16 protein-coding genes and 1 riboswitch are annotated in these 14,778 nt (G+C 49.9%); of the genes, 8 read left to right on the plus strand and 8 right to left on the minus strand.

Annotation, left to right across the window (positions count from 1 at the left end; translation table 11 throughout):
* Nucleotides 1-77 precede the first annotated feature (77 nt).
* The 5 genes from BZK41_RS09605 to BZK41_RS09625 all read right to left on the minus strand — a co-directional run bounded on the left by BZK41_RS09605 (nt 78) and on the right by BZK41_RS09625 (nt 3,960).
* Entirely contained in the window at nt 78-584 is a 507-nt protein-coding gene (locus BZK41_RS09605; protein ID WP_048235675.1) for a protein disulfide oxidoreductase, read from the minus strand.
* Nucleotides 574-1,197: a DsbA family protein gene (locus BZK41_RS09610; protein WP_079938007.1), complete on the minus strand. Its 624-nt coding sequence runs from the start codon at nt 1,195-1,197 to the stop codon at nt 574-576. The genes BZK41_RS09605 and BZK41_RS09610 overlap by 11 nt, the downstream gene beginning before the upstream one ends.
* The gene (locus BZK41_RS09615) at nt 1,194-3,074 is read right to left on the minus strand and encodes a protein-disulfide reductase DsbD domain-containing protein (RefSeq protein ID WP_079938008.1); all 1,881 of its coding nucleotides are present in this window, start codon (nt 3,072-3,074) and stop codon (nt 1,194-1,196) included. Before BZK41_RS09615 ends, BZK41_RS09610 begins: the two co-directional genes overlap by 4 nt.
* A 48-nt stretch (nt 3,075-3,122) precedes the next feature.
* Entirely contained in the window at nt 3,123-3,485 is a 363-nt protein-coding gene (locus BZK41_RS09620; protein ID WP_003832041.1) for a hypothetical protein, read from the minus strand.
* Nucleotides 3,486-3,555: 70 nt separating this feature from the next.
* On the minus strand, nt 3,556-3,960 hold the full coding sequence (locus BZK41_RS09625) for a VOC family protein (protein WP_079938009.1): 405 nt from the start codon (nt 3,958-3,960) through the stop codon (nt 3,556-3,558).
* 396 nt (nt 3,961-4,356) lie between these two features.
* Here BZK41_RS09625 and dsbA point away from each other — a divergent pair, with 396 nt between their 5' ends.
* The 4 genes from dsbA (at nt 4,357) to BZK41_RS09645 (ending at nt 7,206) form a co-directional block, all read left to right on the plus strand.
* Complete coding sequence (gene dsbA, locus BZK41_RS09630) at nt 4,357-4,980, plus strand: thiol:disulfide interchange protein DsbA (RefSeq protein WP_079938076.1); 624 nt, start codon at nt 4,357-4,359, stop codon at nt 4,978-4,980.
* A gap of 204 nt (nt 4,981-5,184) precedes the next feature.
* Nucleotides 5,185-6,105: a curved DNA-binding protein gene (gene cbpA / locus BZK41_RS09635; protein ID WP_079938010.1), complete on the plus strand. Its 921-nt coding sequence runs from the start codon at nt 5,185-5,187 to the stop codon at nt 6,103-6,105.
* Nucleotides 6,105-6,398: a chaperone modulator CbpM gene (cbpM, locus tag BZK41_RS09640; RefSeq protein WP_003832033.1), complete on the plus strand. Its 294-nt coding sequence runs from the start codon at nt 6,105-6,107 to the stop codon at nt 6,396-6,398. Before cbpA ends, cbpM begins: the two co-directional genes overlap by 1 nt.
* Before the next feature lie 121 nt (nt 6,399-6,519).
* On the plus strand, nt 6,520-7,206 hold the full coding sequence (locus tag BZK41_RS09645; RefSeq protein WP_079938011.1) for a Crp/Fnr family transcriptional regulator: 687 nt from the start codon (nt 6,520-6,522) through the stop codon (nt 7,204-7,206).
* A 47-nt stretch (nt 7,207-7,253) separates the two neighbouring features.
* On the opposite strand, the gene BZK41_RS09650 is transcribed toward BZK41_RS09645, so the two are convergent.
* From BZK41_RS09650 to deoD, 3 genes are all read right to left on the minus strand, one after another.
* Nucleotides 7,254-8,090: an outer membrane protein OmpK gene (locus BZK41_RS09650; protein ID WP_079938012.1), complete on the minus strand. Its 837-nt coding sequence runs from the start codon at nt 8,088-8,090 to the stop codon at nt 7,254-7,256.
* Nucleotides 8,091-8,186: 96 nt separating this feature from the next.
* Entirely contained in the window at nt 8,187-9,341 is a 1,155-nt protein-coding gene (gene tsgA, locus BZK41_RS09655) for an MFS transporter TsgA (protein ID WP_079938013.1), read from the minus strand.
* A gap of 38 nt (nt 9,342-9,379) precedes the next feature.
* Nucleotides 9,380-10,087 (minus strand): purine-nucleoside phosphorylase, encoded by a 708-nt coding sequence (gene deoD / locus BZK41_RS09660; protein ID WP_079938014.1) that lies wholly within the window; start codon nt 10,085-10,087, stop codon nt 9,380-9,382.
* A 490-nt stretch (nt 10,088-10,577) separates the two neighbouring features.
* Here deoD and BZK41_RS09665 point away from each other — a divergent pair, with 490 nt between their 5' ends.
* From BZK41_RS09665 to BZK41_RS09680, 4 genes are all read left to right on the plus strand, one after another.
* The gene (locus BZK41_RS09665) at nt 10,578-11,117 is read left to right on the plus strand and encodes a GNAT family N-acetyltransferase (RefSeq protein ID WP_172313150.1); all 540 of its coding nucleotides are present in this window, start codon (nt 10,578-10,580) and stop codon (nt 11,115-11,117) included.
* Between the two features lie 211 nt (nt 11,118-11,328).
* A riboswitch (cobalamin riboswitch) is annotated at nt 11,329-11,552 on the plus strand.
* A gap of 220 nt (nt 11,553-11,772) precedes the next feature.
* Nucleotides 11,773-12,828: an ABC transporter substrate-binding protein gene (locus BZK41_RS09670; protein ID WP_079938015.1), complete on the plus strand. Its 1,056-nt coding sequence runs from the start codon at nt 11,773-11,775 to the stop codon at nt 12,826-12,828.
* Nucleotides 12,829-12,894: 66 nt separating this feature from the next.
* Nucleotides 12,895-13,962: an iron ABC transporter permease gene (locus BZK41_RS09675; RefSeq protein ID WP_079938016.1), complete on the plus strand. Its 1,068-nt coding sequence runs from the start codon at nt 12,895-12,897 to the stop codon at nt 13,960-13,962.
* A complete protein-coding gene (locus BZK41_RS09680; protein ID WP_079938017.1) occupies nt 13,959-14,774 on the plus strand; it encodes an ABC transporter ATP-binding protein in 816 nt (271 codons plus the stop codon). Before BZK41_RS09675 ends, BZK41_RS09680 begins: the two co-directional genes overlap by 4 nt.
* Nucleotides 14,775-14,778 lie beyond the last annotated feature (4 nt).

The raw sequence follows: 14,778 nt of genomic DNA on the forward strand, positions 1-14,778 counted from the left end.
GCTTCGCCAGGCAACGAAATATGCCTTCCTGGGGAGGGCGACGTCATAAAAAATGCCGGGTTTCCCCGGCACATTAATCAGAACGTTTTCGCCCACCACAACCGAAGTTTCATGCCCCAGTAGCTGGTCCAGCCGCTGGTGGTTGATACCACCCGACCTTGTGACATCACCACCAGCGTGGGCGTGACGCTGATCGCCCAACTGCGGGAAATGGCCCCGTTCGCATCATTGATGACTGGAAAGTCCACGCCTTTTCGCGACAGCCAGCGAGATACCTCAGCTTCATTTCCGGAACGTAACGCAATGGTCATCACATTTTCCCCTTCCGAACGCAGCCTGGCGACTTCCGGCGTCGTGAAGCGGCATACGCCGCACCAGCTCGCCCAGAAATAAAGCAACACCGGCTCGTCTTTGCTGAGCGCCGCCAGCGTGACGGTTTCACCATCCAGCGTTTGTAAAGGCGTGCTGTCAAAGGAGGCAGGGAGCTGCGGCGCGCGCCAGACATCCATCAGCAGCATCGCCCCCGCCAACAATGCCAGTAAGATCAGCCCTTCGCGCAACCAGCGGCGCAGTTTACTGAGCATTGGCCGCCGCCAGTTTTTCTTTTACCACTTCCTCAAGGGTTTCCCACGACACCGCACCGGGAATAAGTTCATCACCAATAATTGTTGCGGGAGTTCCCTGCACACCCACCAGTCGTGCCAGTTGCAGGTTAGTACTCAGCGTTTCAGCACTTTGGGCATCCAGCGTCACCGGACTGGCCCCCGATTTTTCCTGCGCCTGTTTGATACTGACGTCGGTATGGTAGCCCTTCTTCTGCATCAGTTTTTCATGTAGCGCCAGAAACTGTTGCGGATGCTGATGCCAGGTGGTCAACACGGTCCGCGCCGCCAGTTCCGAGCTTTCACCTTTAAACGGCAGCGGTTTGATCACTACCGCCACGTCAGGGTATTTCTGCACAATTTTTTCCAGCATTGGATCCAACTGCTTGCAGTATGGGCAGTTGTAATCGGTGAAGTTTATCAGAGTCAGTTTCGCCTGCTTCACGCCAATCCGCGGGCTGTTGGGATCGTTAAACAAGGCTTCCTGAATTAATGCTTCAATTTGCTTTTCCTGTTCCGGGGTAAACGGCGCAGGCTCTTTCGCGATACTGACGGCAGAAAACAGGGTTAACAGCAGAACAATCATCATTTTCATGGGGTTACTCCTTTGGCATCATTCAACGTTTGCAGTACCGCATCGCGGGTTAACAACGTGGGTAACGCCTGGCCATCCGGCAGACCGGGGCCATAAATTTGGTTATACGGCACAGCAACCTGGCCGCGTTTTTTTAGAAATTCGGTAATGGCTTCAGAAGGGAGTGTCCAGTCGCCGCGCAGCGCCACCACATCCGGCTGTTGCAATGCGGCCTGAACGTCATCTTTATGCAATACGTTGTATTTGTTTACCTTACAGGTGATGCACCAGTCGGCTGTGACGTCAATGAACACGCGCTTATGTTGCGCCAGCGCATCCTCAATCGCCTGCTCGCTTAGCGGTTGCCAGTTCACGCTTTCTTTAGCGCTACTTTGTCCGCTAAACCCTATGTGTGGGAGCAGTAACGTCGCAAGCCAGATAGCCGAACCCAGCATCATCACGCCAAGGAGACGCCGCAAAATATTCATCCAGCGTCCTGGCCGCGGTAAACGCAGCGCCAGACCGGGACGCAGGGCCACCAGCAGCCACGGTAAGCTCATCCCCAGCCCAAGTGCGATAAACAGTCCCCACAACGTCGGCAGCGAAGCGGTCAATGCTACCGCCACCGCCGTTCCCAGGAACGGAGCGCTGCACGGCGTGGCAAGTAGTGTCGCAAATGCACCTTGCCAGAAATGTCCCGACAGACCGTTGCCGCCGTGAGTCGCTAACGTGGTGGTCATCGCCGACGGGAGTCGGAATTCAAACCACCCGAACAGGCTGGCGCTGAACGTCAGCATCACCAGTACCATGACGCCAATGAACCACGGATTCTGAAACTGGATCCCCCAGCCAAGCGCCTGATTGGTTAAACGCAGCACCGTCATCAATAGCGCCAGGGCCATAAACGAGACCAGAATTCCGGCTACCGATGCCAGAAACTGACGACGGATCTGGTGACGACTTTTTTCCTCGACCAGCAAAATAGAGCCTAGCTTCATGCCCAGAACCGGTAACACACAGGGCATCAGATTGAGGATCAAACCGCCCAGCAGTGCCATTAACACCACTTGCCACAGTGGGAGTGAGGCGTTCTCAACAACCGGGGCCTCGCCAATCGCAAGACGGCTTTCCTGGGCAACACCGTTATCTGCCAGCACCAGCGTGACTGACTTACCACGTAGATCCGGCGCGCCTTCTCCCCAACCGTCATGTACAGGTACCGTGGCGCGTAACGTCTCCCCCTCAACATGGATTTGCGGCATGCCAAAATCCGTATCATCAACGGCATCCAGATATAGCCCCGGTTCAGTCCAGCCTCCCGCACGGTGAGCCTCGACGACTAACTCTCCCGCCCGTGCGCCAGCGCTCAGAGTATCGGTCAGGCCGCTGGCAAGTGGGATCTGTCCCATCGCCTGAGCATAATCATGTGCAAAAGTCGGGTCCTGGGCTGTGGGCGTCACGGAAAAAGGAAAATCCGTCAACAGGCAAACGTTGCTACAGGTGGATAGCGTCAAAACGCCGCTGAGCGTGGCGGGCGATCTACCGCGCACCACCATCGGGAACGTCACCTTATCGTGATACCCCTGGGTAGTGATATTGGCGACCTCAAAACGAGCAGGGGTTGGCCAGAACCAGTCGACCGCAGGCATTTCCCCTTTCCAGGCGATAGCAGGCGCAACACCTCCCTCGCCCGGGGAACGCCAGTAGGTTTTCCAGCCGTCCTCCAGTTTGACATCCAGCAGCAGACGGGTTTCTCCGCCAGCAGATGTATCAGCGCGTAACCGCACGCTGGCGTGATCGTTATCGGGTGAACGCAGCCAGCCGGGTTCAGCCGCCCAGGATACGGGCAGCCATAGCAATAACAGACAGAGCAGCGCCTGCCTGAAAACAGTCATCATAGTTTTTCTCCGTGAATAATTATCTAACAGTCAGCAACGGCTGTTCTGTCATTCACGGAAGACGCAAAATCGGAGATGCACCCGGAGAGTGGGCGGCGAGATGGCTCGCGGTGGGAAAAAAGGTAGACGAAACGCCCGCACTGGCGCCAGCAACGACAACAGCAGGCACAGCACCAGAATAGCACCTTCAAACAGTACGGGCGGCGCAGCCAGTAATGACTTCGCGCTCAGTTCACAAGGGGTAACGGGTGAGGCCTCGTCGGTCTGCACTTGCGCGCTGGCGGCAACGCTTGTAACGGCGGTATCCATCTGCAACGCGTGCAGGCCCGCCATGCGTTGTGCGGTGCAAACCATCACCACAACACATGCCAGACAGAGGAACCACCATCCCATCCGTTGACGTTTCGCCATTATACCCTCACTCATTGATGCGAGTTATCTTAACCACTCGCCGGTTTTTGGCAACCTTTACGCTGTAAAGTTATGTCCTGCCATCAGCTGGATATACCGCGATTTCAATCAGATTGAGATCGGGATCCCTGACATAAACTGAGCGAATAGGTCCTGTCGCACCGGTTCGTACAACGGGCCCTTCAATAATCTCGACTCCGTGGGTTTGAAACGTCTCCATCACCTCTTCCAGCGTACGCCTGGTGATAAAACACAAATCCAGTGCCCCCGGCGTTGGCGCGTAGGCTTTGGGTTCAAACTCTTTTCCCCGAATGTGGAGATTGATTTTCTGATTGCCAAAGACGAAGGCTTTCCGACCTTGCGCGAAAGTTTCCAACCTCATGCCCAAAAGCTCGACATAGAAACGAACGCAAGCCTCTTCATGATTGGTGGTTAGTACCAGGTGATCCAGGTGGTCGATCATAGCGATATCCATTTGGGTTGATCATCTCTGACATTTACCCTATTCATTCACGCGCGACAAGAAAAAGAAATTCTACGGGGGTGTTTGCAGAACTTAGCGCAACAACTTGCAATTCACGCTTTAAAAACGAAATGATAATTAATCATATTTCCGTCTTTATTTATTACACTATAACATTGCTAAAAACATCCCTGAAAATATCACGGAAGTTATCATTCACTATTTACGAAGAATGCATGCAGATATTTCCATGGCAGCACACAAATAATGCCAGCTACGTACTAATGCGTAAATGAAAGTAAGGGGTAGCGCATTTTCAGGGGATTTCCTTATTATATCCAGACGCAATGAAGAACGTATTCATTAGCAGAAGATTTGTTTATTAAATGTTATTTAGAGTATATGGAAATGAAAAAATATTTATTACCCCTGATTGGGTTACTTTTTACAGTTAGCGCTCAGGCAGCATCATTTACCGACGGTAAAGAGTATATCACCCTGGAAAAACCCGTCGCTTCAGCCCCGGCGGCGCTGAAGTTTTTCTCATTCTACTGCCCTTCCTGTTATCAGTACGATGAAGTTTTTGAAATCACTGATAACGTGAAAAAAGTATTGCCTGCTGATGTCAAACTCACCGAATACCACGTCGACTTTTTAGGTCCTCTGGGACAAGACATGACGCACGCCTGGTCCGTCGCCATGCTGTTGAACGTACAAGATAAAGTTAAACCGTTGCTTTTTGATGCCGTTCAGAAAAAACAAACCGTTAAAACAGCGGACGATATTCGTAACGTATTTATCAGCGCGGGCGTCAGCGCCAGTGATTATGATGCCGCATGGAACAGTTTTGCCGTGAAATCACTAACCGCTAAGCAGCAAGAAATGGCGAAGGCGGTTGATTTAACCGGTGTGCCCGCCATTTTCATCAACGGAAAGTATATGATCAATCCAAAAGGACTGAAGTCAGATGACCTTAATGCATTCGTGCGAAACTATGCTGATACGGTCCGCTTCCTGATCACTAAATCCTGATGTTTAGCTAATCTCACTTTTCGCACCACACAACAGACGCTATAACGTTAAATGCGCTGTTGGTGGTGCGCAACCGCATCGTTTATCGCAATATCCTCCCTTCCCGGTTGGCATTCGCCGTTATCAGGATTACCCTAAACTTAGCGGTGATACCTGTTGTCAGGGTTCACCTTCTGCAAGTGTTGATTTACACGAGAGAACGCTATGGAATTAAAGGATTATTACGCCATTATGGGCGTGAAACCGACAGACGATCTCAAGACAATCAAGACCGCCTATCGTCGACTCGCCCGTAAATACCATCCTGATGTCAGCAAAGAGACTGACGCAGAGGCCCGATTTAAAGAGGTTGCGGAAGCCTGGGAAGTACTGAGTGATGAACAGCGACGCGCCGAGTACGATCAGCTGTGGCAGCACCGCAACGACCCACAGTTCAGCCGTCAATTCCAGCAAGGAGAGAATCAAAGCTACAGCGCCGAAGATTTCGACGATATCTTCTCCTCCATTTTTGGTCAGCGTGCGCACCAGTCGCGCCAGCGCCCTGCCAGCCGCGGGCACGACATCGAAATAGAAGTTGCCGTATTCCTCGAAGAAACGCTAGCTGAGCATAGCCGCACTATCAGTTACAACCTGCCAGTCTACAATGCGTTTGGCATGGTAGAACGAGAAATTCCTAAAACGCTGAATGTGAAAATTCCGGCTGGCGTCGGTAACGGTCAGCGTATCCGTCTGAAAGGCCAGGGCACCCCCGGCGAAAACGGTGGGCCGAACGGTGATTTGTGGCTGGTGATTCATATTGCGCCGCATCCGCTGTTCGATATTGTTAATCAGGATCTGGAAGTAGTCGTTCCCCTCGCGCCGTGGGAAGCTGCGCTGGGTGCGAAAGTAACCGTTCCGACGCTGAAAGAGAGCATCCTGCTGACCATTCCTGCAGGCAGTCAGGCCGGTCAGCGGCTACGCATTAAGGGCAAGGGTCTGGTAAGTAAAAAACATACCGGCGATTTGTATGCGGTGATCAAGATCGTCATGCCACCGAAACCTGACGACGCCAGTGCCGCCCTGTGGCAACAACTGGCGGATGCACAAAAGGCCTTTGATCCGCGCAAAGAGTGGGGGAAAGCATAATGGCTAACGTTACCGTCACTTTTACCATTACCGAATTTTGTCTGTACACCGGTGTGTCAGAAGAAGAACTGCATGAGATTGTCGGCTTGGGGGTGATAGAACCCCATGAAGACGAGACGTTTGACGATCATGCGCTGACTGTAATGCGTCGCGCGGTGCGCCTGCGTCAGGAGCTGGAACTTGACTGGCCAGGGATTGCCGTTGCGCTGACGTTGCTGGAAGAGAATGCTCAGTTGCGCCAGGAAAACCGCCTGCTGCGCCAGCGGCTGTCTCGCTTTATCAGCCATCCTTAGTGTGTCAGGACCAGCATGGTGCTGGTCCTTTTATTATCCGCCTCGCGCTCTTAATGACATTGCCCAGCAGATGGCATACAGTCTGAGATAAGATTTATCTTAAACAATAAGACGTTGAGTCATGCAGCTTAAACCCCTCACAAAAGGTCGTTTTCACAATATCTGGCAGCAGGATGATGCCTTAATTGAGAAGATATTTCAGGAGCTACTCTCTGAAACGCAGATTATCCAGGAAGATGAGTATCTCTACCGCCAGGGACAGGTTGTCGATCGACTGATCATGGTGCAATCCGGAAGAATTTCGCTGCGTTACAGCGCGGAGAATGGTCGCCGATTCCAGTTGGGCGCCATGGAATGCGACGAGCAACTGTTTGGTGAAATGGAGTTTTTTACCGGATATCGCTGCCAGCTTGATATCGTCGCGGAAGAACCACTGACCGTAGCGGTATGCAGCAGCGACCGTCTGGAGGAAGCGCTGAATCAGCACCCGAGACTGGCGATATTTTTTGCCAGTGCAATGGCGATTGATTATCAGGATATGCTGGAAATCTTCCTGCACCGGATGCTCTACCCTATCGTACATAATGTGGCGTATGACCTGTATCGCCAGCATCAGAACAAGCAGCCGATGGACGGTTTCCATAAAAAATACCAGGAAGCTGAGCGATTCGGCACTACCGACCGGGTCTATCGACGGGCGGTTAAAGCGCTGACGGATGCCGGGCTGGTAACGCGAACGAAGCAAGGACTGGAAATTAAGGATCTGGATGGGCTGCGTAAATTTCTCGGCAATGACATCATTGACTGACACACCAATCCTCGCAAAAAGAGCATTGGTGTGTCATTTCGGCGCAATCAGAACTTATAGGTGAGGTTGAAATAGTGACCGAGCCCGGTGGTACGCCCCGCACCGCCATGGTTTTCCATCAATGCCATGTTGCGGAAATACTTCAGGCCATAACCGACTGCATAGTGCTCTGAATGCCAGTAGATACCGTTATACCATTCAATCGCGTTGTTGCTGTATAACGGTTGATTAGCAATCTTGTTCGCGGCGAACTGGTAGTCAAAGTACCCCTGATAGTTCAGATAACTGCCGTTGGCAAAGGTATAGAACGGTGTCGACCAGTTCGTTGAGAACATGTAGCCATCCCACTTTCCTTCGTTATCCGCACCGTAGTTTTCACGAACGTAGTGCGCATAGATATTCATTCCCACCATCCCAAACCACGGGACCTTCACATCCGTACCCAGACCAACGTAATGTTCAAATAATTCCCGGTCGCCAATGTTATTTACCGTTGCGATATAGAATTCGTTAAACGGTCCAACGGATAAATCTTTATTAAAAATGGCGTCCAGGGAAAAACGTGGAGATATCTTGGCAAAGAAGTTATCACCACCGTGACGATTGTCCTGTTCGCGATCCAAAATATCAAAGAAATCCACATAACCGTACAGATCGATAATTCCAGAGCGTGCACCAAACTCCAGTTCCAGATAGGTGTCATTACGAATACCATATGGCACTTTCGCATCCACACTTTGCATTAAGTTCATCTGCATCCAGTTAAAATCATTTTTACGGATGTTGCCATCGGTATAATCAGCCGCGAATGCTTGCATACAGCTCATTGCCACTACTGCACCCAGGATTGTTTTTTTAATCATTAATTTATTCTTTTTCAGCATTTTTCAATTCCTTTGAGTAAGGTTGAGTATCGCCCCACCATATAAATGGTGTGGCGACTGGCTATTTAATTAAAGAGGTAAGTGTTATTAGTGCTTTTAATTACGTTTGAGTTTTAATGTCCCCATCAACATGACAAAGATAATTAAATACAACACGGGTATTGCATACATAATTTTCTGCAATCCCATTGTTTTTTCCATGAGCGCGCTGATCGCCGGACTAAACATAGCGCCGGCACTGCCGCTAATTAAAATATAAGAAACGTTTTGACTGCTCGCACGCTTCACGAAAGAAACACCGTAGGCAATAAATGAGTTATACAGCGCAGCACAGACAAACCCGTAACTGTAGGCCAGATAATCAAGCCCGGAGATATTATCCTTCGTGACGATAATCGTGGTAATAACGCTAGCCAGCAGAATAATACTTAGCAAGAAATAATGTATCTTAACCCGGGAAACAATGACGGTTGATACTAATGCCCCGACCAGCGCAGCGCCCCAGTATTGCGTAATAATATTTCCTGCTTCTTCAAAGGGAATACCAAATTTGTTCTTCACAAATAAGGGTGCCCAGGTCAGGAAGGTATACAGCGCCAGCATGCCTAAGAACAAGCCAATGCCTCCGCTGATGATCCCTGGATTCCACTCCGATTTCACCTTGTCTGTCCGATCTGCCGCAGGAGCCGTCTCGCAGGCAGTAAAGCGGGTGAGCGCCACAACGCCCAGCGTGAGTAAAGCCACCATACCCACGCTCAGATAGCTGTAACTCCACGACATATTGTGCGTCAGGGCGAAGGTGGTGATCAGCGGGAAAACTACACCCGCGACGTTAAAGGTGGCGTCCTGCACCACCAGCATCGTACTTTGAATACGATCCTGCCAGACCGAAACCACGATTGTTCCCGCCACGCACAGACCTATTCCGCCGCAAAAACCCACCAGGGTCATGGCGACCATCACCGGCCATAAGCCAGGGCTTAAGTGCATTGCCAGAGCGCAAAGGAACACTATCGAATAGATAATCAGCGTCATACGCTTCACACCGATTTTCTCAATCAGGAAAAAGGCGGCGATGGTTCCGGCTAACGCCCCACCGTTGAGCAACGAAAATATCGAAGCGACGGTATTCACGTCGGCACTGTAGCGTAGTGCAATCGGTTCAATCAGCATGCCAAACTGACTGGCAAACCCTGCCATAATAAAATTTGCCAGAAAACTAATCAGCGTAAGTGCTATTTTATTCTTCATATAATGCCATCTCTGATTGGTTCAATTAAACGCTGATGCTAAGCCGTAACGGCTGTATTTAGCGCCAGCTCTATCATATTTTTAAAGGTTAACTGCCGTTCTTCTGCCGTGGTTTCTTCTCCTGTCAGGCAATGATCGGATACGGTTAATATAGCCAGCGCTTCAATATTAAACTGGTGTGCTAACGCGTATAACCCTGCCACTTCCATATCCACACCGAGTACACCGAATTTTTCCAGTGCAGGGATTAAATTCTCGTCAGGATCGTAATAAAGATCGCCGCTAAAAACATTGCCGACTTTAATATCGATACCGGCCTTCTGCGCCAGCGTCCACGCCTGCTGCAATAATGGAAAATGGGCGGAAGTCGCCATCGCGTAGCCCGCGCTGCGTTTTAGATTTGTGACTGAATCCGTTCCGGCAGCGACGGCCAGGATAATATCGCGCATTTTGACATGGTGTTGTGTAGCCCCTAAACTGCCGACGCGAATAATTCTCTGCACACCAAAATCATGTACCAGTTCATGGGCATAAAGCGTCATTGAAGGAATACCCATTCCGTGTCCCATCACCGAAACAGGTTGCCCAAAATATAAACCGGTATAGCCCAGCATATTGCGTACATTGGTGACTTCGCGGTAATCCATTAGATAATTTTCGGCAATAAACTTAGCACGAAGTGGATCGCCCGGCATAATTACGGTTGGCGCAAAATCACCCGCTTTAGCATTAATATGTGCAGTCATAACAATTCCTGAATTATGGGTATTGAAAATATGCAGGGATTGTAACCAGACGCTTGTGAGGCGATTGAGGACAAAAGTCCTGCTCAGAGGATCGGCCTCTCATTTTTGAAAGTTTGTGGTGCAGGTATGTGGTAAAACGGAACACAGCGTGTTGGCCTTCTGGCGTAAGGTGAATAACGTCAGCGCCCCGGCGCAAAGAAGCAGTGCGTTGCTCATGGCAAACGCGCACTGCCAGATAAAGGCGAGGACTGCGACGAGAACCAGGCGCAAGAAAGCGCCTCACCATCCGATTGTGGTCCCCCCAAATCCCCCCACCAGCGGCGCGGCCACTACCGTCGCCAGCAGCAGGGACTTAGGATTCATATTTATAATTCGTATGCAGAATAACGCCATAGATAATTGCATTTCTGTCTCTTACCGCTCAATATTGTTTTTAAAGGAAGCTTATTGTTATTATCGTTTTCCATTCTAAGATTGAGTTATGCATGCCATGATCCCATTTAGATTTAGTGAGATGACTCACGCCGATATTCCTGCTGTTCAGTCGTTCCTTATTGAGCATCTTAATTTGTTCTTCAAGGCCGGTAGATCCATGCCTTCTGCCGAAGAAGATCTCTTTGATCTCGAACAACAGTATCTGTTACAGGAAAGGAATTTATTGCTTTGCGCATGGAGTGAAAAACAAGAATTAATCGCCACACTGGCGGTATGTCAATATAATGATCGTATTACTGAACTGCGTGGGCGCTATAACTTGCGTGAAACGGCAGAAATTTGTCGTTGCTACGTGGATGAGCGCTATCGTAGACAGGGGATTGGCAGCCAATTGTTTGCTTTAGCAGATGGTTTCTGCCAGCAACATCAATATAAAATTTTGTATCTTCATACCCATCATTTTTTACCAGGAGGTTATCACTTCTGGTTGCGTAAAAATTTTAAGGTGATTATGGATATGCAGGATGAATGGCAATTGGTACATATGGAGAGCACGCCAAAAAAGGACTCAAACGCTAATCCGCAGCATTTTTGATGGTAATCAATATGTTTTATGCGTAGAAATTGAATCATGCTTTTAATTTGATCAACATCAATCAATTCTCATTTAGCTTTCTGTTGTTATTTTCATTTATAGCATCACGCAAAGCAATATGTATGCAATGCATTGTTTTTACTTATTATTTTTAGAATAGCATTATCTTTTTACCTCTTACATTCCATGGTTGACCTTGTTAACAATTGCCGTTAGAGTCGCTTTCGACAGCATTTCATTACATTTTGTGTATGAATAGGAATATGGTGAGAATTATTTAATTCAATTCCATAACTGCCCCCGCAACTGTAGGCGGATGCAGAATATCCTTGTGTGGCTAATAAACCACTGGTCACTGTAAAGTTTATCTTTATGGGAAGGCTGATATTCTGATTACCGTGAGTCAGGAGACCTGCTGTCAACGATGTATACCATTGAGTGGACGGGATGGTCCATGGGATGAATTATTTGACACAAGCAGTAGTGTATTTATGAATAAGATTTTGGCTAAGTCAGAATTATTTGCATTTTTTGCATATCTTCATTCTTAAATTTCACGATTCAATGTCATCTATCTTCATGTCTCCTCCCGATATATGGAATGAAATGAGCCATGACCAGACCTTAAGATTCTGGCATCAACGGGACGATGACAATGCACGCTAATTCTACCTTTTACTCCTCTAAAAAAACGCTTCTGGCAGTTTTTAGTACCACTGCTCTACTGCTCGCTTCCGGTTTTTCTGACGCGGCAAAAACCGAATATCCTCTGACGATTAAAAACTGTGGTCGCGATATTACCTTTAATCAGGCACCAACGCGCGTGGCAACGGTGGGTCAGAACAGTACCGAGATTCTCTATTCATTAGGGCTTGCCGATCGCGTCGTCGGTACTTCACTGTGGTTTGGCCCGGTACTGGATGCCTATAAAACAGAAAATGAAAAAGTTGCCGTTATTGCACAAAATATTCCGAGCTTTGAAGGAATTTTGGCTAAAAAACCGGATCTGGTCGCCAGTCAGTTTGAGTGGCAAATCGGACCCGCTGGCACGGTTGCCTCTTATGAACAGTTTAGTGAACTGAAGGTTCCTGTTTACACCGCACCAGCTGACTGTGCAAAGGATAACGAAGATGGTGGTGATGGTGTCCGTAAGGGGATGTTTGATATCACCATGGTGTATCAGGAAGTCGCCGATCTGGCAAAAATCTTTGATGTTCAGGATAAAGGCGAAGCGCTGATTGCCAGCCTTAAAGCACGTGAAGCCGCCGCCAAAAATAAAATTACCGGTATTGATAAGAATGTTTCTGCCGTGTTTTGGTTCTCAAGCGCCGATTTACAGCTCGATCCTTACGTTGCCGGGAAGTTTGGCCCAGCAGCATGGATAGCCCAAACGCTGGGTGTGAAGAATGTGATTGATTCTGCCGAAGAATGGCCAACAGTGGGCTGGGAAACCATCGCTAAAGCTAATCCTTCTGTCATTGTGCTCGGCGAGATGAGCCGCCGCCGCTTCCCGGCAGATGACTGGAAGGTCAAGATGGAATACCTCAAGTCCGACCCTGTCACCAGGCTGGTTCCTGCCGTTAAGGAAAACCATTTGCCGGTCATCGACGTACAGACAATGAATGCTGGGATCAGAACTATCGATGGGCTGGAAAAACTGGCTGATGCTCTTGTTGAATATGGCTTAGCGCATCCGCAGGCTGCTCATTAATCTACGTTTTGCGCTATATCCTCGCACGGTATAGCGCATCTCTGTTACTCAGGAACGCAGATAATCATGAGTGATCCACGCAGGATGCGTCGTGCCGTTGGTCTGCTTGCGGTGAGAGTCGGTGGGCATGCCGTCTGGGTCAGTGCGCTGATGTGCTGCGTACTGCTGGCGGGGATTTCCATCGGCGAAACGCTGATCCCCTGGCGACATGTACTCAGTACGCTGGCAAATCATCTTTTTGATACCCACTATCCTGTCGATGCGCTGGATGCAGGGATCGTCTGGAACTATCGCCTGACCCGGGCGCTGGTCTCTGCCAGTTGCGGTGCCTGCCTGGCTGTTTCCGGCGTAGTGTTACAGTCGCTGCTACGCAATGCGCTCGCCGAACCTTATCTACTGGGGATTTCTGCCGGAGCATCCACCGGAGCGGTGCTGATTGCTCTCACCGGGCTTGGGGCTGGCGTTATCAGCATGTCATTGGGGGCTTTCATTGGCGCGCTAACGGCATTTATGTTCGTTGCACTATTGGCAATGGCTGCTGGCGGTAGACAAGGCGGCGGTGTGACAACCCAAATCATTCTTGCCGGCATCGCCAGCTCGCAGCTTTTCAATGCAATTACGTCGCTTATCATCACCCGCTCAGCAAATGCCGAGCAAGCGCGCGGAATTATGTTCTGGTTGTTAGGTAATTTGAGCGGTGTACGCTGGCCCGATGTTGTCTTAGCCATTCCTACCGCTCTGGTCGGTATTGCGCTGTGCTTCTGTTATGCCCGCCATCTCGACGCCTTCTCCTTTGGCGCTGAGTCTGCGGCATCGTTGGGCATTCCAGTAAAACGTACCCGTGCAGTACTGATTGCCGCCGTCACCGGCATGACGGCAATTATGGTCTCCATTGTTGGTGCGATCGGCTTTGTCGGTCTGGTTATCCCACATGCCGCTCGTCTACTGGTCGGCAACCAGCATCATCGACTGCTGCCAGTCAGTGCGCTTACCGGCGCGATTTTCCTCATTATCGCAGATGTTATTTCCCGCACGTTACTCCCCGGTCAGGTCCTACCAATAGGCGTGATCACCGCTCTGGTTGGCGCCCCTGCGTTTTCAATCATTCTGATTAGAGGAAACCAGAACAAATGACGGTGAATCTCGTATCCCCCCTTGTGAACTCTGCACAAGCCGTTATTGAAGCCTGTAATCTGCGCTGGAAGGTTAAAGGTAAGACGATTGTTGATGACATTTCACTCAGCGTAACGCCCGGTGAGTTTGTCGGCATCATTGGTCCCAACGGCTCGGGCAAAACGTCACTGATTTCACTGCTGGCCGGTTTGCTGAAGCCGACCTCCGGGTACATCACTCTGCAACATAAGGCGCTACAGCATTATTCGCGGCGTCATCTTGCGCAACGGGTGGCGCTGGTCGAACAACAGGCTGAAACCAGCGAGCGTCTTACCGCTTTACAAGCCGTTTCTCTGGGGCGAACACCCTGGCTTAGCCTGCTCTCCCCCTGGTCCGCCAAAGATGACGATATTGTGCAAACTATGCTGGAAAAGGTCGATCTCAGTGAATTACAGCATCGCTGCTGGCATACCTTTTCAGGGGGAGAAAAACAGCGTCTGCATATCGCCCGGGCGCTGGCGCAACAACCGCAGTTGTTGCTGATGGATGAGCCCACCAACCACCTCGACATTCAACATCAGATTAGCCTGCTGAGTCTGGTTAAACGTGAAAAGCTCACGGTGATTGCCGCTCTGCACGATCTTAATCACGCCGCGATGTTCTGCGATCGCATCATCGTAATGACGTCCGGACATATGGCGATGCAGGGGAAACCTTGCGCCGTTTTTACCCGCGAAAACCTCCACACCTGGTTTGGAATCCACGCCATCATTGAAAAGGATGCGGGTGGTGAAAATTGTTTTATTCGTTATCAACGGCCAGATGAATTTTAAGGAA

The organism is Citrobacter sp. A316 (genome assembly GCF_002042945.1).
GTDB classification, from domain to species: Bacteria; Pseudomonadota; Gammaproteobacteria; order Enterobacterales; family Enterobacteriaceae; genus Citrobacter; species Citrobacter portucalensis.

What these genes read in the sequence shown, in the direction of transcription:
- BZK41_RS09625 (WP_079938009.1), bottom strand. Translation starts at nt 3,960, where the DNA reads ATGGATATCGCTATGATCGACCACCTGGATCACCTGGTACTAACCACC.
- BZK41_RS09605 (WP_048235675.1), bottom strand. Translation starts at nt 584, where the DNA reads ATGCTCAGTAAACTGCGCCGCTGGTTGCGCGAAGGGCTGATCTTACTG.
- BZK41_RS09680 (WP_079938017.1), top strand. Translation starts at nt 13,959, where the DNA reads ATGACGGTGAATCTCGTATCCCCCCTTGTGAACTCTGCACAAGCCGTT.
- BZK41_RS09665 (WP_172313150.1), top strand. Translation starts at nt 10,578, where the DNA reads ATGATCCCATTTAGATTTAGTGAGATGACTCACGCCGATATTCCTGCT.
- cbpM (WP_003832033.1), top strand. Translation starts at nt 6,105, where the DNA reads ATGGCTAACGTTACCGTCACTTTTACCATTACCGAATTTTGTCTGTAC.
- BZK41_RS09670 (WP_079938015.1), top strand. Translation starts at nt 11,773, where the DNA reads ATGCACGCTAATTCTACCTTTTACTCCTCTAAAAAAACGCTTCTGGCA.
- dsbA (WP_079938076.1), top strand. Translation starts at nt 4,357, where the DNA reads ATGAAAAAATATTTATTACCCCTGATTGGGTTACTTTTTACAGTTAGC.
- BZK41_RS09675 (WP_079938016.1), top strand. Translation starts at nt 12,895, where the DNA reads ATGAGTGATCCACGCAGGATGCGTCGTGCCGTTGGTCTGCTTGCGGTG.
- BZK41_RS09615 (WP_079938008.1), bottom strand. Translation starts at nt 3,074, where the DNA reads ATGATGACTGTTTTCAGGCAGGCGCTGCTCTGTCTGTTATTGCTATGG.
- BZK41_RS09620 (WP_003832041.1), bottom strand. Translation starts at nt 3,485, where the DNA reads ATGGCGAAACGTCAACGGATGGGATGGTGGTTCCTCTGTCTGGCATGT.
- cbpA (WP_079938010.1), top strand. Translation starts at nt 5,185, where the DNA reads ATGGAATTAAAGGATTATTACGCCATTATGGGCGTGAAACCGACAGAC.
- BZK41_RS09650 (WP_079938012.1), bottom strand. Translation starts at nt 8,090, where the DNA reads ATGCTGAAAAAGAATAAATTAATGATTAAAAAAACAATCCTGGGTGCA.
- BZK41_RS09610 (WP_079938007.1), bottom strand. Translation starts at nt 1,197, where the DNA reads ATGAAAATGATGATTGTTCTGCTGTTAACCCTGTTTTCTGCCGTCAGT.
- deoD (WP_079938014.1), bottom strand. Translation starts at nt 10,087, where the DNA reads ATGACTGCACATATTAATGCTAAAGCGGGTGATTTTGCGCCAACCGTA.
- BZK41_RS09645 (WP_079938011.1), top strand. Translation starts at nt 6,520, where the DNA reads ATGCAGCTTAAACCCCTCACAAAAGGTCGTTTTCACAATATCTGGCAG.
- tsgA (WP_079938013.1), bottom strand. Translation starts at nt 9,341, where the DNA reads ATGAAGAATAAAATAGCACTTACGCTGATTAGTTTTCTGGCAAATTTT.